Here is a 21,855-nt window from a genome sequence, read left to right as displayed (position 1 = left end):
TGGGATCCGGAATTGCATAAAAATAAAGAGGTAGAACGTGCTTGGTGCGTCCGAATGGACACAGGACGCTCTACGGGCGGGGCTGCTTGATGTCGGAAAGAACTTCCATGATCGTCTGCTTGCGATCGAGATTATAGGCGTCGGACACGGTCAGCTTCTCGGTGATGTCGGAATAGAGCCGAGCCAGGCGTTCGGCCGCTGCAATTCGTCCCTCGCCTGCCGCAATGCGCGCGCGGTTCATCACGTCATCACCCACATGGCTCACGAAGAAATCGAAGATCGTGTCGCTTTCCTTGCCCGAAAGCGCATCCGCAAGCCGGTGCATGGCCTTGCGCGCCGCAGGCCCTTCGGAGAACAGAACCGCGTTATAGGCTTCGATAATATCCCCGCCGCCATAGTTCAGCAATTTTAGCGCCTCGCCCACGCTGCCCTTTGCAGCAGAGAGCAGAGCCTGCCCCTCCCCCTGAATACCGAGATGGGCAAGTGCGGAAATCAGCGCTTCATCGTCGAGCGGCGCAAGCTTCAGCGGCAGGCAGCGCGAGCGGATCGTCGGCAGCAGCTTTCCCGGCGCATGCGACAGAACAAGGAACATCGCCCGCTTCGGCGGCTCTTCGAGGATCTTCAGGATGGCGTTTGCAGCGTTCCGGTTCATATCGTCGGCGGGGTCGATGATGACGATACGCCAGTTGCCGGTGCCCGAGGTCTGCGAGAAGAACTTGCCGGCCCGGCGCACCTCGTCGACGGTGATCGCCGATTTCACCTTCCCGGTCTTCTCATCGACCGGCCGCGACAGATGCAGGAGATTGTGCGACGCGCCCGCGGTAATCTGCCGGCTGACCGCTGAGTTGAGATCCGGATCGCCAATCCGCAGCGGCGCGCTCGCCGGATCGGGATGCGACAGCACATGGTTGGCGAAGCGGAAGGCGAGCGTTGCCTTGCCGATGCCCTCGGGTCCTTCGATCAGGATCGCATGATGTCCCTTGCCGGAGCGATAGAACTGCGCCAGGAAATCCTCGGCCTCTTCATGGCCGAAGAGCTTCGTGTTCTCGGCCGGCCATATGGCGCCGTCAAGAAGTCCGGGCCTGTCGTCACTCATGATGCGCGGCTTCCGGCATCCGTTGCCCTTCGGCGGCAGGTCTCAGCAGCTGTCTGACGATTGTGAGGATCTCGGCAGCGATTGCTTCCTCGGGCTGCGTGGCGTTGACGACATGGCAGCGCTCCGGCTCGCGCGCGGCGATATCGAGATAGGCTTCGCGTCGCTTCTCATGCGTTTCGAGCGTTTCCTTCTCGAAACGGTCAGGACCACCGGCGTTTCGCTTGATAACGCGCTCAAGCCCCAGCTTGGCGGGAATATCGAGGATCAGCGTACAGTCGGGCATGACACCGTTGATGGCGATGCGCTGCAGCGTCTCGATGAATTCCGCCTCCAGATTGCCGGTGACACCCTGATAGACGCGTGAGGAATCCATGAAGCGGTCGCAAAGCACGATCTTGCCCTTGTAAAGCGCCGGCCGGATGACTTCTTCCACGTGGTCGTTACGGGCCGCAGCAAAGAGGATCGCCTCCATGCGGGTGCCGAAAGCTTCCGCAGCACCTGAAAGCAGCACATGGCGCACCGCTTCGGCTCCCGGTGAGCCGCCGGGTTCACGGGTCAGCAGCACGTCATGGCCTTCGGCCTTCAGGGCTTCGGCAAGGCGGCGGATCTGCGTGGACTTCCCAGCGCCCTCTCCGCCTTCAAACGTAACGAACAATCCCGTACCGGACGACAATGATACTTTCCCGCATTCTGAGCGCCGCACTCTTCCTCTATCTATCCGAAGATAGTGCGGAACGAAACCTTTTGCCGCGGCGACATATTCACCTTCCCCGGCAAATTGCCGAAAAATTCGCCCGCAATACGGGTTTCAGCTCTGCTCGGACGTGTCCCAGAGCCAGGAGAAGAACAGCGATTCGCCAAGCTCCAGGAGTGCGTCTATCGCCCGGCTGCTGAGTGATCCCACCTCGACGGATTGCACCGTATAGAGCGGCACCTCACGCAGCATCCTGTTGCCGGAAACGATGCGAAGCGTGCCGACCTCCGTGTCGGCCTTCACAGGCGCCATCAGCGGCCAGTGATAGACGATACGGGCCGCGAGCCGGTCCGGATTGTTGATCGGAACATAGACGCTGACCGGTGCCTTGGCGACGAGATCGACCGTGCGCGCCGTGCCGCCATAGACGCTTGCAGCACCGATCACTTCCTTGTCGGCAAAGACCTGGTGGCTCTCGAAGGCCGTCAGCCCCCATTCCAGCACCCGCTTGGCTTCTTCCGTGCGCTCCTTGTCGGAGGCGATGCCCGCAAGTGCCACGAAGAGCCGCCGTCCGTCGCGCTGCACCGAGGCGACGATCGAATAGCCCTCGCCTTCCGTAAAGCCCGTCGCCAGCCCGTCAGCGCCGAGATCCATGCCGAGCAGCGGATTGCGGTTACGCTGGAAGATCTTGTTCCACTCGAAATCCGGCTGGGCAAAATAGGGATAGAGATTGGGATAGGAAGCTTGCAGGTCGACGGCGAGCGTCACCAATTCCCTGGCCGTCACTTTGCTCTTGCCGTCGGGAATCCCGGTGGAATTGCCGAAGATGGCTTTTTCCATGCCGAGATCGCGGGCGCGCCGGGTCATCGATGCCGCAAACTGGTCCTCGCTGCCGGCCATGCCCTCGGCGAGGATAATGCAGCCGTCATTGGCGCCCTGGATCGCAACGCCCTTGATCAGATCTTCGACACGGACCTTCGATTTCAGCGCCGCAAACATCGTGGCCGCCCGCGAAGGCGCGCCGCCCGTGCGCCAGGCATATTCGGAGACGGGGTATTCGGTATCGAGCGAAATCTGACCCTTGCTGACGGCACTGAAAACGAGGTCCATCGTCATCAGCTTGGCAAGCGAAGCGGGCGCGAAGACCTGATTCTCGTTCTTGGCGAGAAGCACCGTTCCGGTCGAAGCTTCGATCATATAGGCCTGAGCGGCCTTGGTGACGAATCCGGCCTCGGTGCCTTCTGCGGCAACGGCTGCAGACGCAGGCAAAAGCAGGCATGCAAGGAGGCGAAGCAGCGGCTTCAACATCGCTAATCCCATTGATCGTGCGGGTTGTTTCAGGAGGGTAAAGCGAGCCGGAAGCCGATGCAATTACACTTTCTTGTGCGTTTTTATCGCGCCTTTGCAGCGCCGCCATTCTGTCGCTTGAAGGACGCGAGGATCGATTCCTGCGTCAGCCCGTCATTGCGCACCATCACGGCGTCGAAGGCGAGCGGAACGTTCACGACGACTGCCTCCTGATAGTTCATGGCAAGCGACGTGCCCTTTGACCAGCCATTCGGGCGCTCATAGGGAATGGGACCGATATCCGGCAGAACCACCATCTGCTGCATCGCCTGTCCGCCATTGGCGAAGGCTGGCGGCGTCAGGAAATGACCGCCTGCCGGCGCCTGCATCGGCACGGGGGCCAGTTGCGGAGCCGGAGCTGCATTATACTTGGCGCTCTGTATAGAGCCCGGATACTTGGCGCCCGGATATTTGGCGCTCGGCGTGGAGCCTGCATAGGCTGTCGAGGAGAATGGTACCGGTACGCTGGCAGGCGAAGGACTGGAATAGTCGCCAAGGCTCTGCAACTGGTCGCCGGTGATCTTCTTGCTGTTGGAGGCAACCATCACGCCTGTCGCGATCTGGCCCCCGCCCGGATAGACGCCCGGAATACGGCTACCCTTCGGAACATAGGATGCCATTAGATATGGCATATCGTGGCCGTCGAGCGGCGCTCTCCCGACATACTGCACGCGAACATTGCCTGTGCCGCTGTGCTGCAGGTCGAGCATGGACGCCGTCTTGTTGGAAAGGTCGATGATGCGGCCTTCATGGTACGGGCCGCGGTCGTTGACGCGCACGATCACCGACGAACCGTTTTCCGTATTGGTCACACGTGCGTAGCTCGGCAGCGGAAAGGTCGGGTGCGCGGCGGAAAGATGCATCTGGTCGTAGACTTCGCCATTCGCCGTCAGGCGTCCGTGGAAAGCAGACCCATACCAGGAAGCGATACCTACCTTGTTATAGGAGTAATCCTCCTTGGGGTAGTACATCTTGCCCTTCACCACATAGGGGTTGCCCACCATGTAGCGGCCGCCGCCCTTCGGGATATTGCTGCCGTTGGCAACGCGCGGGCTGGCTTTGACGCCATATTCGCTTTCGGAGAAATATTCCTTGCCGTGGGATTTTTTCTTGGGAACCGCCTGTGTCGTGCCGCAGGCCGCCACTGTTGCGCACATGGCCGATATTGCCAGCCACCGTGCCGTCGTTGCGAAAGACGCCGCCCCGTAATTCAGTTTCATATGCCCCACGCCACTCAAGACCGTTTTATGGTTAAGGAACTCACTCGTGAATGAGTTGGAGCTGCCTTATTCCCCGCCTGCCTAACGAGACTTTAATCTTGTGGATATCGTGGCGAATTTGCGAACGATTTCGCGACGATAGGCCAAATTCTAATAGTTATGGTTAATGTTTGGTTGAATTTAACCCGTGCGGGAATGGAATAGTGGCATTTATCCCCCGCACCGGATGGTTTCGCTTCGTGACAGAACCGTTCCGGGTGGAGCTGTCACCCGCCCCGCAATGGGGCATTTCTTCCTGATTGCTGCTCGATATGCCAGAGTAAGTTGACGCTGAAGTTCGAACCGCTATAAAGCCTGCCAAACCGCGATTTGGTTGTCGACGGAAGCAGTCTTCGTCAAGAACGATTTCTTTCCGGCAAAGACCAGCCAGATCAGTTGGATGGAAGAGTGTCCGAGTGGTTTAAGGAACCGGTCTTGAAAACCGGCGTGCGGGAAACCGTACCGTGGGTTCGAATCCCACCTCTTCCGCCATCTCCGTCGTGTCCGCCACGGCGCGATATCCTGCGATGTAGCTGCCCGGTCACCGACTCTAGCCGCTTGGTCGCCGCCAGGGGCTTGGCAAAAGCTGATATATCTTCGGCCTTACGACCCGACATCGCCTACCGCTTTGCGGACCATGCGCGATATCTCGATGCCTGATTCGACGAGCTGGCCCTCGATCAAGTCGTGCTGATCGGTCACGATTGGGGCGGCGGGCTCGCCATGGATTGGGCCGCACGTCATCCCGGCCGCGTCCGTGGCCTCGTTGTCATGGAAACAATCCTGCGGCCAATGACGTGGGATGATTTTCCGGGAGGGCAGCGCACAAGATATGAGACCTTGCGCGCACCCGGAAGCGGCGAAGCCAAAATCCTCGACGAGAATTTCTTCATTGAGCAGGCGCTCAAGGTCACCGTGCAATCGGGCCTGAGCCAGGAAGAACACGACATCTACCGGCAACCCTATCCGACTCGCGAGAGCAGGCGTCCACTGCTTGCCTGGCCGAGAGAAATGCCGATCGAGGGTCAGCCCGTCGATACGGTCAAGCGCATCGAAGACTATAATGCCTGGCTCAGCTTGTCGCCGGATATCCCGAAATTGCTGCTGACTTTCGAAGGTTCAGAGGAGACCCTTATGATCGGGCCGAAAATGATCGGTTGGGCACGGGAGAACATGTCGTCTCTCGAGATAAAGTCCTGCGGACCGGCCGCTCATGTCTGCCCGGAAGATCAGCCCCAGGCGATTGCGGAAGCCATAGCATCTTGGGCCGACCGTCTTAGGCTTCGGTGACAGGCCCTGATGCGGCCATCCCATTCGCGATGCCAACCGTAGATCAGGAGCGCTCGCCAGATAGATATCGCGTATGGCAAAATATGAACATGTCTGCTCAGGCCCCATCCCAGAGCGAGCATTTTGGAGGGATTTAGAGGGGTATGCCGCAGACATAATTCTCATGTTCATCCGGGCATGGCCCGCCATTGTCATTATAAGTTACCGTTTTCACTTGATGTTATTCTTAGTCTCGGGCCTTGATATACGGTGATGCACAAGGACGAAATGGTTGCCATCCAGGCGAGCTTTCTGTGGCCTTTTGTGTCTGCAAAAATGATTTAATCCCGACATTCCAATTGCTTTACCTCGGTTCAGGGTCCACTTCGCGCCTAGCCCTTTTGGATGAATTGCGAATCGGCAGCTACGCCACGAAAGTGGGTATGCGGCGGTAGTAGGATTACTATGACCGAACCCGATGCGGGGGCTCGCCGAGTATTGAGTGGGAGCCCTCATTTGATTCCCTTCCGCCTTGATGTCGAACCGCTCCTTCGCTCCCGGCACGAGCACCACGTCGATCAACCATCGCCAATCTGGTAGCCCTACATCCAAAGAGTATTGGCTCTCATGACAATGCATGACGTGCTGGTCCTCGAATCCTGTTTCGTCATATTCCCATTTTTGGGATAGCTTTTACCAGCGATAACAGGCGCCGGACTGCGGTCTGAGAGGCCAAAATTCGATCGGAGAGGCCGCCTCACCGCAGTCGGACGATGAGAGGGGAGTTGCATGGTAGAGATACTGGACCTCGACTGCGTCGTCGTCGGTGGAGGCGTCGTGGGGCTTGCGGTGGCGCGCCAACTTGCCATGTCTGGCCGGGAGGTGGTTCTTCTCGAAGCGGAGCCAATGACCGGCAGCATCACGTCGGCCCGCAACAGCGAGGTCATCCATGCCGGGCTCTACTATGCCACCGGCAGTTTGAAGGCAGAGCTGTGCGTCGCCGGAAAACACAAGCTCTACGACTATTGCCGGGAGCGAAACGTCCCGCATAAGGCTTGTGGCAAACTCGTCGTCGCCTCGAGCGAGGAGGAGCTAGGCTACCTCGAAAAGCTGTCCAGCCAGGCTCATGCAAATGGAGTGGAGGACTGCTATCTGATCGATGCAGCGGAACTCTTCCGCAGGGAACCCCGGATCAGAGGCTTTGCGGCGCTTGTCTCGCCATCGACCGGCATCATCGATAGCCACAGCCTGATGCAGGCATACATCACGGATATAGAGTCCAATGGCGGAGCCATCGTCTGCAATTCGCCCGTCATCGAAGGCGAATTGGCTGCGGATAAAATTCGCTTGTCGGTCGGCGGTCGCGATCCGGTCAGAATTGAAGCGCGCCTCGTGGTGAATGCGGCTGGTCTGAATGCCTGGACGCTTTCTGAAAGGTTGCTGGGCCTGGACGCAAGCACCATCCCGCCACGTCATTACGCCAAGGGATGCTATTTCGCGCTGACAGGCCGCGCGCCCGCAAAGCAGCTGATTTATCCGGTTCCCGAACCCGGCGGTCTCGGTGTGCACCTGACGCTCGATCTCGCGGGCCAGGCCCGCTTCGGTCCGGACGTCGAGTGGGTCGAGGCAATCGACTATGATGTGGATCCGCGCCGCGCGGATAAATTCTATTCCGCAATCCGCCGCTATTGGCCCGATCTGGTGGACGGTGCGCTGCAGCCCGCCTATTCGGGCATCCGTCCGAAAATCGCCGGCCCGGCTGCGGGTGGCGGTGACTTCGTGATCCAGGGGCCGGAGAAAACCGGTCACCCCGCCTATATAGCGCTCTATGGAATTGAAAGTCCCGGCCTGACCGCCTCGCTGGCCATCGGGCAGAAGGTGGCGCGACTTGCCGGTGAGACAAAGCGCTTTGCAGAACCCGCCTGATCGGCAGCCACTCAGCCATCCGGTATAGTTGTCTCAGTAGGCCGCGCGCTTCCTTCGGCCGAGCTCACCATGGCACTCCCAGGCAAGCGAGCGCAATGCCTGCCAGCGGCCTCGCTTCTACTGTTTCGGAATTCATGCAAATCTTATCGTACCCGACTTTGCGATAGAAGTCTCCATCGCGAGCCTGGTTCCAAATGAGCTAATATTAGTTGTAGTGCATGTTGCGTCGCGACAATTTTACTTAAATTTCACGCTGAACTGCTTATTAATAGGCGACTTGTGCAGTTGAGGCGATGAACTATGCTTGCTTCCGATCAAGGGAGGATTTGATGTTCACGAAGAGTTTGCTGATGCCGGCAGGTTTCGTCGCGCTGGCCTTTTCCGGACCGATGTTTCAGATCGCGGCTCACGCATTTTCCACGCCGGTGATATTGCTTCGTCCCTGACAGCGCTAAGCCGCTGCCACGGCGGAACTTTTTTCGATTGTGCGCGTTTTATCTCACGTTTTGCCTAGGAGGGGAGATTGCCATGGAAAACGAAAGTGTAGGTTGGATTGCAGCTATCATTATCGGCGGCTTCGCCGGATGGCTGGCGGAGAAGTTCATGAACAGCAATATGGGCGTGTTCATGAACATATTGCTCGGTATCATAGGCGCGATCGTCGCCAACTGGATTCTCGGTATCCTTCATATCCAGCCACTCGGCGGCTGGCTCGGATATCTGATCACGGGCTTTGTCGGCGCATGCATTCTGATTGCGATCGGACGCGTCATCCGCCGCTGACCTGACACGGAAAAGACTGAAGGCCGGACGTCATGCGTCCGGCTTTTTTCGTCTATCGACGGCTGAGGAGACCGAAGAGATAGGCGACGCCTGCCGTAATGGCGATTGCGGTCAGCGGCTCTTCACGCACCTTGTCGCGGACACGCTCGGTCATGACGGAGGCTTCGTCGGCCACCGCGGTCTTTGCGCCCTGCCCCAATGCGATCACGCTCTCCGAAAGGCGGGCCAGATCCTCGCGTAACGCAGCAACCTGCGCGGACAGATCGTCGGCGGCAACTTCGGCCTTGACGCGCGCAGCGGTGGATTCGGCGGAAGCGGTTTTCAGTTCGGCCATGGTCTGCTCCTGTTTGATGGAATGCGGCTTCAACGAAATGAAGACTGGAAAGGTTCCGCAGCGGTACATCTTTTGTCGCTCGCCGCGGGTTGGCGAAAGCGGGTGCAAGCGCCGCAAGCTTTTCGTGCGACAAGCCTTCATTTCCTCGCAGCTTTGTTTTATGGAACGACGAATGTCTGCCCTTCTGGGCCAATGATAATGCGAGGTTTGCGTTTCCATGTTCCATCTTCTGAGAAGAGCTGCTCAGACCTGGGTTGCCAAGCTGCTCCTGCTCCTGCTCGTCGCGTCCTTCGGCATCTGGGGCGTGTCGCGTGAACTGATAAGCGGCGGCAACAGCACGACGGTGGTCACCGTCGGCGACCAGCATGTGGACGTCAATGAATTCCGCCTCGCCTACCAGCGCCAGGTTGCCCAACTCGGGCAGCAATACGGTGTGCGCCTGACGCCGGAGCAGGCCCGTGCTTTCGGCGTTGAAGAGCAGGTGCTTGCCCAGCTCGTGGCAGGTGCCTCGCTGGACCAGCTTGCCGATGACATGGGCCTCGGCCTTTCCGAAGACCGCCTTGCCCAGCTGATCGGTGACGATCCGGCTTTCAAGGCGCTCAACGGCCAGTTCGACCGCTCGCTTTTCACCTCTCGTCTGCGCAATGCCGGCATCCGGGAAGACGACTATATCAAGGATCGCAGCAAGCAGGCTATCCGCAGCCAGATCATCGAAGCCGTCTCCAACGGCTTCCAGGCGCCTGCGACTCTCGTCAACGCGCTGAAACTCTACGGCAACGAGAGCCGCAGCGTCGATTACCTGCTGCTCACCAACGCCAATATCGAACCGATCAAGGCGCCGGCCGATGACGTGCTCGCCAAGTGGTTCGAAGACGTCAAGCAGCGCTATCGCGCGCCGGAATATCGCAAGATCGCCTATCTGAAGCTTCAGCCTGATGATATCGCCGATCCCAACACGGTCACCGACGATCAGATCAAGGAAGCCTTCGACAAGGCCAAGGCTGCCTACACGACGCCGGAAAGCCGCACGCTGGAGCAGCTCACCTTCGCCAGCAAGGATCTCGCCAATGCGGCTGAAACCGCGCTGAAGAGCGGCACGAGCTTCGATCAGCTTGTCACCGACCAGGGCAAGACTGCAAGCGATGTGCTGCTGGGCGAATTCGCCAAGGACAAGGTTCCGGACCAGGCCGTGGCCGAAGCCGCTTTCGCGGTGAAGACCGATGGCGGCACCACACCTGTCGTCGACGGCACCTTTGGTCCTGTCATCCTGCGTGTGACCAATATCAAGCCGGAGACCACCAAGAGCTTCGATGAGGTCAAGGAAGAGCTCCGCAAACAGCTTTCGGTTGCCAACGCCTCGCAGGAGGTCATCAACGTTCACGACCGCATCGAGGATATGCGCGCAGGCGGTACGTCTCTCGAAGAGATCGCCAACCAGCTCAAGCTGAAGGCTGTCGTCATTGACGCTATCGATATGACGGGTGCAGACAAGGACGGCAATCCGGTCAAGGATATTCCGGCCCAGCAGCAGCTTCTGCCGGAAGCCTTCAAGACCGATGTCGGCGCCGATGCGGTCGCCATTTCCGTCGGCAATGACGGCTATGTCTGGTTCGACGTGCGCGACGTCATGCCGGAACGTGACCGCCCGCTTGCCGAAGTGCGTGACAAGGCCGTTCAGGACTGGACCGCCGAGCAGCAGAAGGCCGAACTTGCCAAAAAGGCCGGCGAACTGAAGGCCGAGGCGCAGAAGGGCACTGCACTTGCCGATATCGCCACCCCACTTGGTATCGCCGTCGAAAGCAAGAGCGGCTTTACCCGCTCGACCGACGATCCGGTTCTCGGCCGCGCCGGCATCAACGCCGCCTTCTCCGGTCCTGTAGATACTGTCGCAACGGCTGTCGGCGCCGATCCGAGCACGCAGATCCTGCTGAAGGTGACTGACGTCAACGAAGAGCCGACGACCGATGCTTTGAACAACCGCGACCAGCAGATCGCCACCATCGCAAATCAGGCTGGTGACGACATTCTCGATCAGATGGTCAACCTGTTGCAGAGCCAGTATGGTACAGAGGTCAACCGGCCCCTCGCCGAACAGGCAACCGTCCGCTAGGGAGAAGCGACGCATGACCGATCTGAAGCCGCTTCTGGCCAAGGCAGCAAGCCGCGAGCCCCTGACCCGTGACGAGGCCCGTCAGGCCTTCGATATCCTGATGTCCGGTCAGGCAACGCCTTCGCAGATCGGCGGCTTCCTGATGGCGCTCCGCGTCCGCGGCGAGACGGTCGACGAGATCGTCGGCGCCGTCACCACGATGCGCTCCAAGATGCTGCGGGTGAAAGCACCCGCCGACGCGATCGATATCGTCGGCACCGGCGGCGATGCCAGCGGTACCTACAACATCTCGACGCTGGCGGCGCTCATCGTCGCCGGCGCCGGCGTTCCGGTCGCCAAGCATGGTAATAGGGCGTTGAGCTCGAAATCTGGTGCCGCCGACAGTCTTGCGGCGCTTGGCGTCAATCTCGAGGTCACCCCGGAGATGATCTCCCGCTGCATCGCCGAAGCCGGTGTCGGCTTCATGTTCGCGCAGCAGCATCATTCCGCCATGCGACACGTCGGCCCGACGCGCGTCGAACTCGGCACGCGCACGATCTTCAACCTGCTTGGTCCCCTCTCCAATCCGGCTGGCGTCAAGCGTCAGCTTCTCGGCGTCTTCGCCCCGCAATGGGTCGTGCCGCTTGCCGAGGTCATGCGCGATCTTGGCTCCGAAAGTGTGTGGGTCGTCCATGGCGACGGCCTCGATGAAATCACCACTACCGGCAAGACCAGCGTTGCCGCGCTTGAGAATGGCCAGATCCGTACTTTCGAGCTGTCGCCGGCCGATTTCGGTGTGGCGCCCTGCGTGCTCGCCGATATCAAGGGCGGCGACGGCACCGTCAATGCCGCAGCGCTGCGCGAGGTGCTCGGCGGCACCAAGAACGCTTACCGCGATATCGCGCTCGCCAATGCCGCCGCCTCGCTCGTCATCGCGGGTAAGGCAGAGACGATCCGTGACGGTATGAAGCTCGCAACGGAATCGCTCGATAGCGGCGCAACGGCATCTGCGCTCGACAAACTGATCGCCGTTTCCAACGATATCGACTAGGATCGTCTCATGACTGATATCCTGAAGAAGATCGAAGCCTACAAGCGCGAGGAAATCTCTGCCGCCAAGGCGAAAACCTCGCTTGCTGATCTGAAGGCTATGCAGGCCGGGCAGTCCGCGCCGCGTGGTTTCCACAAGGCGCTTGTCGCCAAGCGCGATGCCGGCCAGATCGGCCTGATTGCCGAGATCAAGAAGGCTAGCCCGTCCAAGGGCCTTATCCGTCCGGACTTCGATCCGCCGGTGCTGGCAAAGGCTTACGAAGCCGGTGGCGCTGCCTGCCTGTCGGTGCTGACGGATACGCCGAGTTTTCAGGGCGCACCGGAATTCCTGACGGCAGCGCGTGCCGCCTGCGCCCTGCCCGCGCTGCGCAAGGATTTCATGTTCGAGACCTATCAGGTGCATGAGGCCCGCGCCTGGGGTGCTGATTGCATTCTGCTCATCATGGCGTCGCTGACGGACGACGATGCAGAGCGCCTGCAGGATGAGGCCTTCTTGCTCGGCATGGATGTGCTGGTCGAAGTTCACGACGCGCCCGAAATGGAACGCGCTTTGAAGCTGTCTTCGCCGCTCGTCGGTATCAACAACCGCAATCTCCGCACGTTCGAAGTCAGTCTCACGGTCAGCGAGACGCTGGCATCAATGGTTCCTGATGACCGGCTTCTGGTCGGCGAAAGCGGCATCTTCACCAATAAGGATTGCAAGCGCCTGCAGGCCGTTGACATCAATACCTTCCTCGTCGGCGAAAGCCTGATGCGCAAGGAGGACGTGACGGCAGCCACCCGCGCCCTGCTGTTTGGTGAAGCCGCCATCGCGGCTGAATGATATGAGCGGCGAAAAGCTCGGCCTCACGCATATCGGCGCCTCCGGCGAGGCGCATATGGTCGATGTCTCCGACAAGGCCGAGACCGTGCGCATCGCCACTGCCGAGGGCCATGTGAAGATGGCGCCGGAAACGCTTGCGCTCATTCGCGAAGGCAATGCCAAGAAGGGTGACGTCATCGGCACCGCCCGCCTTGCCGGCATCATGGCCGCCAAACGCACCGCCGATCTCATCCCGCTCTGCCATCCGCTGATGCTGACGAAGGTTACAGTCGAGATAGAGGAAGATACCGCCCTGCCCGGCCTGCGCGTCACCGCAACCGCCAAACTCACCGGCAGGACCGGTGTGGAGATGGAAGCGCTGACCGCCGTCTCGGTCGCTTGTCTCACGATCTACGACATGGCCAAGGCGGCCGACAAGGCAATGGAAATCGGAGGCGTCAGGCTGCTCGAAAAATCCGGCGGCAAATCCGGCGATTTTCGCCATCCGGAGGCAAGATGAACCTTCTACCCGTCGCCGAGGCCCAGAGCCGCCTACTCTCCGGCGCCAAGCCCGTTACGGCGTGCGAAACGTTGCCGCTCGCCGAGGCCGAAGGCCGCGTCCTGGCCATTGATCTGACAGCTGACCTGACACAGCCGCCCTTCAACGCATCCGCCATGGATGGCTATGCACTGCGCCGCGAAGATGCGCCGGAGCCAGGCGCCGTGCTGAAAGTCATCGGCATGTCCTCCGCCGGCCACGGCTTCGAGGGAAGCGTCGGTCAGGGAGAGGCTATCAGGATCTTCACCGGTGCGCCCCTCCCATCTGGCGCCGACAGCGTGCTGCTGCAGGAGGATGCGGAGAAGATCGAGGGCGGCATCAGAACCAATTTCCCCGTACGGCAGGGCCAGCATGTGCGCCCCCGCGGCCAGGATTTTGCCGAAGGCGAAGCCGTGCTTCCCGCCGGCACCGTGCTCGATTTCTCGCGGCTGACGGTTGCTGCCGGCATGAACCGGCCAACTGTCGAGGTGCTGCGCCGCCCGCTGATCGCAATCCTCGCAACCGGCGACGAGCTTCTGCCGCCGGGAAGCGCGCCCGGCCCTTCGCAGATCATTGCGTCCAACACGTTCGGTGTTGCAGCCCTTGCCCGCAGGGCCGGCGCCGACGTGCTCGATCTCGGCATCGTGCCCGATGACAAGGCTGAAATTACCGCGGCGATCGACAGGGCGCGGGGCGCGAAGGTCGACGTCATCGTCACGCTCGGCGGAGCTTCGGTCGGCGACCACGATCTGGTGCAGGCCACGTTGATCGAGGCCGGCATGCAGCTCGATTTCTGGCGCATCGCCATGCGCCCCGGCAAGCCGCTGATGGTCGGCAGTTTCGGCGAGACCCACGTGCTCGGCCTGCCCGGCAATCCGGTATCGAGCCTCGTCTGCTCGCTGCTCTTCCTTGAGCCGTTGATCCGCAAGCTCGCCTCCCTGCCGCCGGTGCAGCGCGAGGCAACGGTGGAAGCAGCGGTTACCCTGCGTGCCAATGACCAACGGCAGGACTATGTCCGCGCCAGGCTTTCGAAATCCGCTGCCGGCAATTGGCTGGTCGAACCCTTCGACAAGCAGGATTCATCGATGATGAAAACCTTTGCCCGTTCGGATTGTCTCATCATCCGCCCGCCGCATGCGCCGGAACTGCCGGCAGGGGCCACCTGCCCGGTCATGCTTCTGCGGCCAGATCTTCTCGCGTGACACTTCCGGAAGCGACGGCAATCCAGAAGCAGAGCTGCGCCAGCACGCTCGCTCCGAGAATGACGGTCGCCGCCGCAAGGCCTGGATCGCCGCCGATGCCCGAGCGCGAGCCACGCAATCGCGCTTATCTCAAGCGGAAAACCGCGCTATCGGCGGCCGTACCTTGCGCACCCCCGCCGAAATCCGGCACCGGATATTCTGCAATTTTTTCCAGAGAACCTGCGGGCAGAGGCGCCCTCCCCGGATCGCCGATGAGCACGTCGATGCCGGCAGCGCTGCAACGTTCAAGGAAAGGCAGCATACGCTCCGCCAGGACCTCGTCATAGAAGACATCACCGGCCAGAATCATGTCGGCGTAAGGTGGTGCGTCGCTGATAATGTCGCCGAGCCGCGTCTCGATCTCGACATCGTTCGCCTCGGCATTCAGCCGCGCCGCAGCGATCGCCTTTGCATCGATATCGATTGCCAGCACATGGGCGGCACCGCATTTCATGGCCACGATGGCAACAAGGCCGGAGCCGGTGCCGAGATCGACGACATGTTTGCCCGCCATCTCTTCGGGATGGTCGAAAAGATAGCGTGCGAGCACCGCCCCACCCGCCCAAGGGTAGGCCCAATAAGGCGGCGCCATATCGGAATCGTCAGCCATTGCAAGGCGATAGAGGCCGCTCCTCGGTGTCGCCATATGCAGCCTTACGTCAGGTATCGAAGGCACGCCCGCAAGCGGCAGGTTAGCTTCGATGAAGGCCGTCAGCTCAGGACGATCATCTGGGGAAGCCGGTCTCATCTGGTATCGATTGTCCTCGTTGCGACAGGCCACCTGGCCTTGAGGCAGGGCATAATACCTCGCTGGACCTTTGTATAGTTATGGAGCTCTGCGTCTCGGCGTAACGTTTCTGCAGCGATCCCTTGAGGGTATCGCCCCAGATTTCCCACAAGCCGGAGGACTCGTTATGCAACCGATCACCAGACGTTCATTCTCGGCCGCTCTCGTTGCAGGGGCCGCACTCAGCATGTTCCCGGCCGCCGGCTGGGCTGCCACCATCGCCAAGGCAAAGAACGTCGTTCTCGTCCATGGCGCCTATGCCGATGCATCCTGCTGGCTGGATGTCATCCCTCATCTCCAGGCCGCCGACCTGAATGTGATGGCCGTGCAGAACCCCCTCACTTCCTTTGCTGACGATGTCGAAGCCACCAAGCGTATCCTGGCGCTGATGGATGGCCCGACCGTGCTTGTCGGCCACTCCTATTCCGGCATGCTCGTCACCGAAGCCGGTGTCGACCCGAAGGTGACGGCACTCGTCTATATCGCTGCCCGCGCGCCTGACGCCGGCGAGGATTATACGGCTCTCGCCAAGCAGTATCCGACGCCGCCTGCCAGTGCGGGGCTCGTTCACAGCGGCGGTTACGCCCAGTTGAGTGAAGAAGCTTTCGTCAGAGACTTCGCCGGCGATCTGCCGGTTGCCCGCGCCAAGGCGCTCTATGCCGTGCAGGGCCGCATTTCCGATACGCTGTTCACTGCCAAGACAACGGTCGCTGCCTGGCGCTCCAAGCCATCCTGGTACGCGGTTTCGAAGAATGACCGCACCATCAATCCCGATCTCGAACGCTTCATGGCAAAGCGCATGAACGCGACGACGATCGAACTCGACGCCAGCCACGTTTCGCTGATTTCCCAGCCGCACGCCGTCGCCAATCTCATCCTCGCAGCAGCCGGTTCCAGCGAACATAGCTGAGACTTTCGCTGCCTACCGGCCGCATCGACTTACCGGTGCGGTCGGCGACCGCCTCAGCGGTCTTTCTTCTTGGCGAACTTGCCCCTGCCGCCTTCGAACTTGTTCTTGCCGCCTTCGAATTTCGGCTTACCCGGTTTCTTCGTCCAGAGCTTGTCGTCCTGACGTTCCGTACCGGCGGGTCTGTCCTTGCCGAACTTGCCCTTCGGCTTGTCGCCACGGAACCGATCGTCGCCACGCTCTTCGAAAGACTTCTTCGCATAGGCGGGCTTGGCCGGCTTGCTGAAGTCGGGCGTGCCGTTCAGCCTGACGACGCGAATGCCGCGCTCCATCGTCTTGTTCGGGCCGAGGGTGCCGAGGAAACTGTCGGCGCTGTCGGCGGCGATTTCCACGAAGGTCTCGTCCGGCTGCATCTTGATCGCGCCGATCTCGCGCTTGGTGAGATTGCCGTTGCGGCAGAGCATCGGGATCAGCCAGCGCGGCTCGGCATTCTGCTTGCGGCCGACGGAGACGGAGAACCAGACGCTTGGGCCGAAATCGTCACGCGGTCCCTTCTGCGCCGGCGCGAATTCGCGCACCTCGCCATTGTCGCGGCGCTTGCGGGCGCGGTCGTCCTGTACCGAAACCTCGATCAGGTCTTCCGGTGCCGACTGGTTGGCGCGATAGAGACGCACGAAAGCGGCGGCAAGTGCCTCGGCGCCATGGCTTTCGATGAGTTTCTGCACCAGTCCCTGCTCTTCGTCCTGCGGCTTGTCGGCGAAGATCGGATCGGCGAGCAGCCGCTCGTCGTCACGCTCCGTTACTTCCTCGACGGAGGGCGGCCGTGCCCAGGTGGCGGCGATACCGGCATTGTCGAGCAACCGTTCGGCCTTGCGGCGCACGTTGAGCGGCACGATGAGCGCGCTGACGCCCTTGCGTCCCGCGCGGCCCGTACGGCCGCTGCGGTGAAGAAGCGTTTCCGGGTTGGTCGGCAGATCGGCATGCACGACGAGGTCGAGGCCCGGCAAGTCGATGCCGCGGGCTGCGACGTCGGTCGCGATGCAGACGCGTGCGCGTCCGTCGCGCATCGCCTGCAGCGCATGGCTGCGCTCGTTCTGCGTCAGTTCGCCCGAGAGCGCCACGACATTGAAATTGCGGTTGTGAAACCGGGCCGTCAGGTGATTGACGGCCGCACGCGTCGAACAGAAGACGATCGCATTGCGCGCCTCGTAGTACCGCAGCACGTTGATGATAGCGTTTTCGCGGTCAGCAGGCGAAACGACGAGCGCGCGATATTCGATATCGATATGCTGCTTTTCTTCCGCCTGCGTGCTGATGCGCACTGCGTCGCGCTGATAGCTCTTCGCGAGCTTGGCGATGGCAGCGGGCACGGTCGCGGAGAACATCAGCGTGCGGCGCTCGTCCGGTGCCGATTCAAGGATGAATTCCAGATCTTCGCGGAAGCCTAGATCGAGCATCTCGTCCGCCTCATCCAGCACCGCCGCCTTGAGTTCGCTCATATCCAGAGCGTTGCGGCGGATGTGGTCGCAGAGACGTCCCGGTGTGCCGACGACGATATGTGCGCCACGCTCCAACGCACGGCGCTCGCTGCGGATATCCATGCCGCCGACACAGCTCGCGATCACGGCGCCTGTCATTTCGTAAAGCCATTCCAGCTCACGCTTGACCTGCAATGCCAGTTCGCGCGTCGGCGCAATCACGAGGGCAAGGGGTGCGGCTGCCGGCGCGAAGCGCTCGGAGCCTTCAAGAAGCGTCGGCGCAAGCGCCAGCCCGAAGGCCACGGTCTTGCCCGAGCCGGTCTGCGCGGAAACGAGCGCGTCCGATGCGGCGAGCGCCGGATCGAGCATCGCCTTCTGGACGGGGGTGAGCTCGGTATAGCCGCGCTTCTGCAACGCCTTGGCGATCGCCGGAGAGACGCCGTTATAGTCAGTCATGTGTTCGATCTTTCGGAGCTGTCAGGCGCGTAACGCGCCGTAGCCGGAATCGTCCGGCCGAAGAGTTGGGCCGTTCCTACTCGCTCCGGCTGCGAATGTCAAAGTGTCTCGCCACGCCATGTGTAGATGGCGATACTGCCGGAGCGCCCGCGCAGCTTCGTCTCGAACGGTCCGGTCAACTGCCCCGCCTGAGACGGAACGGCATCCGGACCAGCGGCGTCGAGCAGGCTGGCGCTGAGTGCAAGCTCTGCCCCACGGCTTGCGGCCACTTCCATGAGCCGCTGGGCGACATTGACGGTATCGCCCGTTGCGGTGATCTGCTGACGGTCGCCGCTGCCGAGACGAGATGCGACGATCGGGCCGCAATGGGCACCGACCTTGAAGCCCATCTTTCTGCGGCGAAGCTCCTGATGGCCTGCAAGGAAGCTGCGGGTGCGACCGGCAAGGCGCACGGCGCAGGCCGCCGCCCGCGCCGCATCGTCGGCTGCCGGTTCCGGCAGCCCGAAGAGAATCATGGCGCCGTCGCCCATGAAGCTGGTGATCGCCCCGCCAAGCAGCCGCACTTCCTCGTCGATGAGTTCGAAGAAGCTGCTGAGGATTTCCCGCACTGCGGCCGGTCCGACGGCTTCGCTGAGGCCGGTGAAACCCGAAAGGTCGATGAAGACGACGGAAGCATTCTGCCGCACCGGCTCGGCCAGGAACGCCGGGTCGCGCGCCAACCACTCGCCCAGGCCCGGCGCTTCGATGCGTTGCAGCCGCTCGGACTGATCGGCGAAGTGCCGCGCACGGCCGCGGTCGCGCCAGAGTTCTGCGGCACCGAAAATAACTGCGGGTGGGAGGGCGGCCGCAATCGGCAATGCAGCACTCAGCCAGTAGCCGTTCGCAAAGGCTGCAAGGTTGAGCATCGCCCAGACAATGACCGCTAGGCTGATGATGACGAAGCCGAGGGCACTGCGGCGCCATGCGACCAGTGCGACGAGAAGAACAGGCAAGGCTATCGCAATGCCGGCATCCGCCTGCCGTGTCCTGCTGTCGCGCACCATGCCGTCGCCCGCGATCAGATGCGTGATCGCCGTCGACATCACTTCGACACCCGGCAGGATGGGATCGAACGGTGTGGGAAAGACATCGCCGCCGCCGGTGACCGTCGCGCCGATTACCACCACCTTGTCGGTGATGGCATCCGCCGGCAGCTTGCCATCGAGCGCATCGGCAGCGCTGAAGGTGCGGATACTGCCTGCAGGACCATAGAAAGTCAGCGGCAGGCGCTGGCCCGTATCCGTTGGAATGCGCTGGGCGCCGAGCCGGATACCATCCTTTTCGATCAATGGTTCCGCACTGAGCGCAATCGAGGCGACCCGGAGTGGAAAGGCCGCATCCAGACGGTCGGCGGCGCGAGAAAACAGCGGAATGAATCGCGGCACGCCACTCTGGTCCGTCGCCACATTGACGATGCCGAGTGTTGCAGCCTCTGCGAAGCGTGGCTGCGGCAGCAGAAGCTGCTGTGCTTCGGGAACCGCCGCCAGCGGATCCTCTGCATCTTCCGTCACCGCCTGGAGACTTTGCGGAAAGGTTGCAGCACCGGCGATGATACTGGGCGTCGCTTTGAGCGCCGTTTCAAGTGCGGCATCGCCCTCCTCCGTACCGGGATCGACAAGCAGGATATCGAGCGCCAGTGCTCTCGGGTTCAACGCTCCGATGGACGTGACGAGCTGCGCAAGCATCTCCCGCTTGAGCGGATAGCCATGTGCTGCGGCGGTACGGTCATCGATCGCGATAATGGAAACGAGACCGGGCGGAGGCCGGACGCCGACGATCGTGCTGCGCAGATCGGCAAGCGTGGCCTCCATCCGCTCCATGAGGCTGGAGTCCGACTGCAGATGAAAATAGCCGAGTACCGCGCCCCACAGACCGGCGAGCAGCAGCGCGATCACGGTCTGGAGGCGATGGTTCATGAGACGACTTATTGACCGAGGCGTGAAAGAAGGGCAGCGACGCGCGGCGCCGGCCACGTGCGAACGGTGAGCGCAGCGGTTCCGCGCGTGACATCCACACCCTCGCCCGGTCCAAGTGTGACCGCCGGCCCGGCTGGACGGCGCACACCGACGCGGCCGCGTGTGACCAGCACGGAGGTCGTGCCGCCTTTGACATCGACGGCCCATTGCGTACCGCGGACGGCCGCGATCGCCTGTGGCGTCACGACCTGGAAACCGCCGCGGTGCTGGCTGCTGTCCACGTCGACAAGGGCGGCCTTGCTGCGCAGCGACAGCGAATCCGGGCTGCCGTCGCGATTGCGGTCGGTAAGTCTGAAGGATGCTCCACGTTCGGTGGTGATGTTGACGCCGCCCGGACAACGGAAAATCTGGTTGCCGTTTGCCGCACGCGAAATCGCGCAGCCGGCAGACTGGGCATAAGCTGCACCATCAGGCAGGAGGCCGATGATCAGCATAGCGGAAAACAGGCTGCGGGAGATTGCTGACATGGCTTTCATGATCCGCCCCTCGTGAGCCGCCGGCGCGTCTTCGATTGCGCGGGTCCGCCCATACTAGCTGAATTCGTCGGTTTCCCTATGCAAAAACGTGAACCTGCGCAAGCCATTCGGAAACACTCAGCGTTCGCCCGGCGAAGGCCCTACATAGCGGGCACGCGGGCGGATCAGATGGCCGCTTTCGATCTGCTCCATTGCATGCGCCAGCCACCCCGCCGTCCGAGCCAGCGCGAATATGATGATCGGTGCCTCCTGCGGCAGATCGAAGGCTGCCGTCATGGCGGCAAGCGCGAAATCGACATTGACCTTCTCGCCCACCATCTCTTCGCCGGCCCGCTGCACATCGCGAAAGACCGGCGGCACGTCGAAAGAGGAGAGCAGCACGCTCGCCCGTATATCGCCGTCGGGGTAAAGCTGATGCCCGAACGCCGTCGGCATGCTGCCCCGCAGCAGAAGCCGGCGGATCGCCTGCTCCGCGCCGGCGGTGGATGCGGCCTCGGCAAGAGCATCGACGCTTCGCCACGCCGAACCATGCAGCGGCCCGGTCAGAGTCGCCAGGCCCGAGAGCACGGCGGCAGAAAGTGCTGCCCCCGTCGAAACCGTGACGCGGACGGCGAAGGTGGAGGCGTTGAGCTCGTGATCGGCAAGCATGACAAGCGCCCGCCGCAGGCAATCGGCAGCTTCCGGCCTGCGCCAGCATGCGGCGAGACGGCGATGCAGGGGATGATCCGCCGATCCCGGCGTTAGCGCATCGGCGACGGTTGAAAGCACGCTGCATGCTTCCATCTGCAAGGCCGGGCGTGCACGTCCGAGAGACGGTAGATCGGCGCTCACCCGCCCCGCCAGCGCCAGCAGCGCGGCTTGAATGGAAGGCGATGCCGGCCCGGAGGCAGAGGCCGGTACGCAAGCGAAACTCTCCGCATTCCACAGTAGCAGCGCCGCCTCCTCCAACGTCGCATGGGCTGAAAGCTCCGCCGCATCCTGCCCCCGATAGAGCAATCGTCCTGCGGCGATGGTCGAGATTGACGATGTCAGTACCGGATCGCCCCAGCGGATCGCTTCGGCGGCGACCGTCTCGCTCTTGCGCCTGCCGGCGTGGCGCTCGGCAAGCCGCTTGACATCGCTTTCCTGATAGAGGCTGCGGCGTGGATCGGTGGGGTCGGCCTTGGCGCGGATCCGCCCACGGCTGACATTGGCATAAAGCGTCTGCGGCTTGGTGCCGAGTTCGGCTAGCGCTTCCTCCGCTGTCAGCCAGCTCATGTCAGCCTCACATTGATCAATTGCATCAAGATTGACGTCAACTAAAGTAGA

The 21,855-nt window shown here is 61.6% G+C and carries 19 protein-coding genes, 1 tRNA gene and 1 pseudogene; 10 read left to right on the top strand and 11 right to left on the bottom strand.

Annotated elements, in window-relative coordinates:
- Positions 1-70 precede the first annotated feature (70 nt).
- The 4 genes from FHT87_RS21325 to FHT87_RS21310 all read right to left on the bottom strand — a co-directional run bounded on the left by FHT87_RS21325 (position 71) and on the right by FHT87_RS21310 (position 4,357).
- Entirely contained in the window at positions 71-1,096 is a 1,026-nt protein-coding gene (locus tag FHT87_RS21325) for a DNA polymerase III subunit delta' (protein ID WP_183735067.1), read from the bottom strand.
- On the bottom strand, positions 1,089-1,769 hold the full coding sequence (gene tmk, locus FHT87_RS21320) for a dTMP kinase (protein WP_183804757.1): 681 nt from the start codon (positions 1,767-1,769) through the stop codon (positions 1,089-1,091). The genes FHT87_RS21325 and tmk overlap by 8 nt, the downstream gene beginning before the upstream one ends.
- Positions 1,770-1,904: 135 nt before the next feature.
- The gene (locus tag FHT87_RS21315; RefSeq protein ID WP_183804755.1) at positions 1,905-3,098 is read right to left on the bottom strand and encodes a D-alanyl-D-alanine carboxypeptidase family protein; all 1,194 of its coding nucleotides are present in this window, start codon (positions 3,096-3,098) and stop codon (positions 1,905-1,907) included.
- Between the two features lie 83 nt (positions 3,099-3,181).
- Positions 3,182-4,357 carry a septal ring lytic transglycosylase RlpA family protein gene (locus tag FHT87_RS21310; protein ID WP_183804753.1) on the bottom strand — a complete coding sequence of 392 codons (1,176 nt, stop codon included), beginning with the start codon at positions 4,355-4,357 and terminating at the stop codon, positions 3,182-3,184.
- Between the two features lie 441 nt (positions 4,358-4,798).
- Between FHT87_RS21310 and FHT87_RS21305 the strand changes: the two genes are divergently transcribed.
- The 4 genes and pseudogenes from FHT87_RS21305 (at position 4,799) to FHT87_RS21290 (ending at position 8,374) form a co-directional block, all read left to right on the top strand.
- A tRNA-Ser gene (locus FHT87_RS21305) sits at positions 4,799-4,888 on the top strand.
- A gap of 114 nt (positions 4,889-5,002) precedes the next feature.
- A pseudogene (locus FHT87_RS21300) lies at positions 5,003-5,686 on the top strand (haloalkane dehalogenase); the annotation flags it as partial.
- Between the two features lie 768 nt (positions 5,687-6,454).
- On the top strand, positions 6,455-7,591 hold the full coding sequence (locus tag FHT87_RS21295) for an NAD(P)/FAD-dependent oxidoreductase (RefSeq protein WP_183804751.1): 1,137 nt from the start codon (positions 6,455-6,457) through the stop codon (positions 7,589-7,591).
- Positions 7,592-8,119: 528 nt separating this feature from the next.
- Positions 8,120-8,374 (top strand): GlsB/YeaQ/YmgE family stress response membrane protein, encoded by a 255-nt coding sequence (locus tag FHT87_RS21290; RefSeq protein WP_183735060.1) that lies wholly within the window; start codon positions 8,120-8,122, stop codon positions 8,372-8,374.
- Positions 8,375-8,426: 52 nt separating this feature from the next.
- Here FHT87_RS21290 and FHT87_RS21285 read toward each other — a convergent pair whose 3' ends face one another.
- Positions 8,427-8,708 (bottom strand): hypothetical protein, encoded by a 282-nt coding sequence (locus FHT87_RS21285; RefSeq protein WP_183735059.1) that lies wholly within the window; start codon positions 8,706-8,708, stop codon positions 8,427-8,429.
- A 217-nt stretch (positions 8,709-8,925) separates the two neighbouring features.
- Here FHT87_RS21285 and FHT87_RS21280 point away from each other — a divergent pair, with 217 nt between their 5' ends.
- From FHT87_RS21280 to glp, 5 genes are read left to right on the top strand one after another with little or no spacing between them, the layout of a single operon-like run.
- Positions 8,926-10,818: a SurA N-terminal domain-containing protein gene (locus FHT87_RS21280; protein WP_183735058.1), complete on the top strand. Its 1,893-nt coding sequence runs from the start codon at positions 8,926-8,928 to the stop codon at positions 10,816-10,818.
- Between the two features lie 13 nt (positions 10,819-10,831).
- Complete coding sequence (trpD, locus tag FHT87_RS21275; RefSeq protein ID WP_183735057.1) at positions 10,832-11,848, top strand: anthranilate phosphoribosyltransferase; 1,017 nt, start codon at positions 10,832-10,834, stop codon at positions 11,846-11,848.
- 9 nt (positions 11,849-11,857) lie between these two features.
- Positions 11,858-12,670: an indole-3-glycerol phosphate synthase TrpC gene (gene trpC, locus FHT87_RS21270; protein WP_183735056.1), complete on the top strand. Its 813-nt coding sequence runs from the start codon at positions 11,858-11,860 to the stop codon at positions 12,668-12,670.
- A gap of 1 nt (position 12,671) precedes the next feature.
- Positions 12,672-13,169, top strand: a complete 498-nt coding sequence (moaC, locus tag FHT87_RS21265) for a cyclic pyranopterin monophosphate synthase MoaC (RefSeq protein ID WP_183735055.1) — start codon at positions 12,672-12,674, stop codon at positions 13,167-13,169.
- Positions 13,166-14,389 (top strand): gephyrin-like molybdotransferase Glp, encoded by a 1,224-nt coding sequence (gene glp / locus FHT87_RS21260; RefSeq protein WP_183735054.1) that lies wholly within the window; start codon positions 13,166-13,168, stop codon positions 14,387-14,389. The genes moaC and glp overlap by 4 nt, the downstream gene beginning before the upstream one ends.
- Here the strand turns inward: glp and FHT87_RS21255 are convergent.
- The gene (locus tag FHT87_RS21255; RefSeq protein WP_183735053.1) at positions 14,358-14,507 is read right to left on the bottom strand and encodes a hypothetical protein; all 150 of its coding nucleotides are present in this window, start codon (positions 14,505-14,507) and stop codon (positions 14,358-14,360) included. The genes glp and FHT87_RS21255 overlap by 32 nt on opposite strands.
- Before the next feature lie 6 nt (positions 14,508-14,513).
- On the bottom strand, positions 14,514-15,176 hold the full coding sequence (locus FHT87_RS21250; protein WP_183735052.1) for a 50S ribosomal protein L11 methyltransferase: 663 nt from the start codon (positions 15,174-15,176) through the stop codon (positions 14,514-14,516).
- A 166-nt stretch (positions 15,177-15,342) separates the two neighbouring features.
- Between FHT87_RS21250 and FHT87_RS21245 the strand changes: the two genes are divergently transcribed.
- On the top strand, positions 15,343-16,125 hold the full coding sequence (locus tag FHT87_RS21245; protein ID WP_183804749.1) for an alpha/beta hydrolase: 783 nt from the start codon (positions 15,343-15,345) through the stop codon (positions 16,123-16,125).
- A 53-nt stretch (positions 16,126-16,178) separates the two neighbouring features.
- Here FHT87_RS21245 and FHT87_RS21240 read toward each other — a convergent pair whose 3' ends face one another.
- From FHT87_RS21240 to FHT87_RS21225, 4 genes are all read right to left on the bottom strand, one after another.
- Positions 16,179-18,056 carry a DEAD/DEAH box helicase gene (locus FHT87_RS21240; RefSeq protein WP_183735050.1) on the bottom strand — a complete coding sequence of 626 codons (1,878 nt, stop codon included), beginning with the start codon at positions 18,054-18,056 and terminating at the stop codon, positions 16,179-16,181.
- Between the two features lie 98 nt (positions 18,057-18,154).
- Positions 18,155-20,011, bottom strand: coding sequence for an adenylate/guanylate cyclase domain-containing protein (locus tag FHT87_RS21235; RefSeq protein ID WP_183735049.1), 1,857 nt, complete (start codon positions 20,009-20,011; stop codon positions 18,155-18,157).
- An 8-nt stretch (positions 20,012-20,019) separates the two neighbouring features.
- On the bottom strand, positions 20,020-20,538 hold the full coding sequence (locus FHT87_RS21230) for a FecR domain-containing protein (protein ID WP_183735110.1): 519 nt from the start codon (positions 20,536-20,538) through the stop codon (positions 20,020-20,022).
- Between the two features lie 126 nt (positions 20,539-20,664).
- Positions 20,665-21,804: a citrate synthase gene (locus tag FHT87_RS21225; protein ID WP_183735048.1), complete on the bottom strand. Its 1,140-nt coding sequence runs from the start codon at positions 21,802-21,804 to the stop codon at positions 20,665-20,667.
- Between the last annotated feature and the right edge of the window lie 51 nt (positions 21,805-21,855).

The sequence above is a fragment of the Rhizobium sp. BK316 genome (genome assembly GCF_014193695.1).
Taxonomy (GTDB): Bacteria; Pseudomonadota; Alphaproteobacteria; order Rhizobiales; family Rhizobiaceae; genus Rhizobium.
This window is presented reverse-complemented; position numbering and strand designations above follow the sequence as displayed.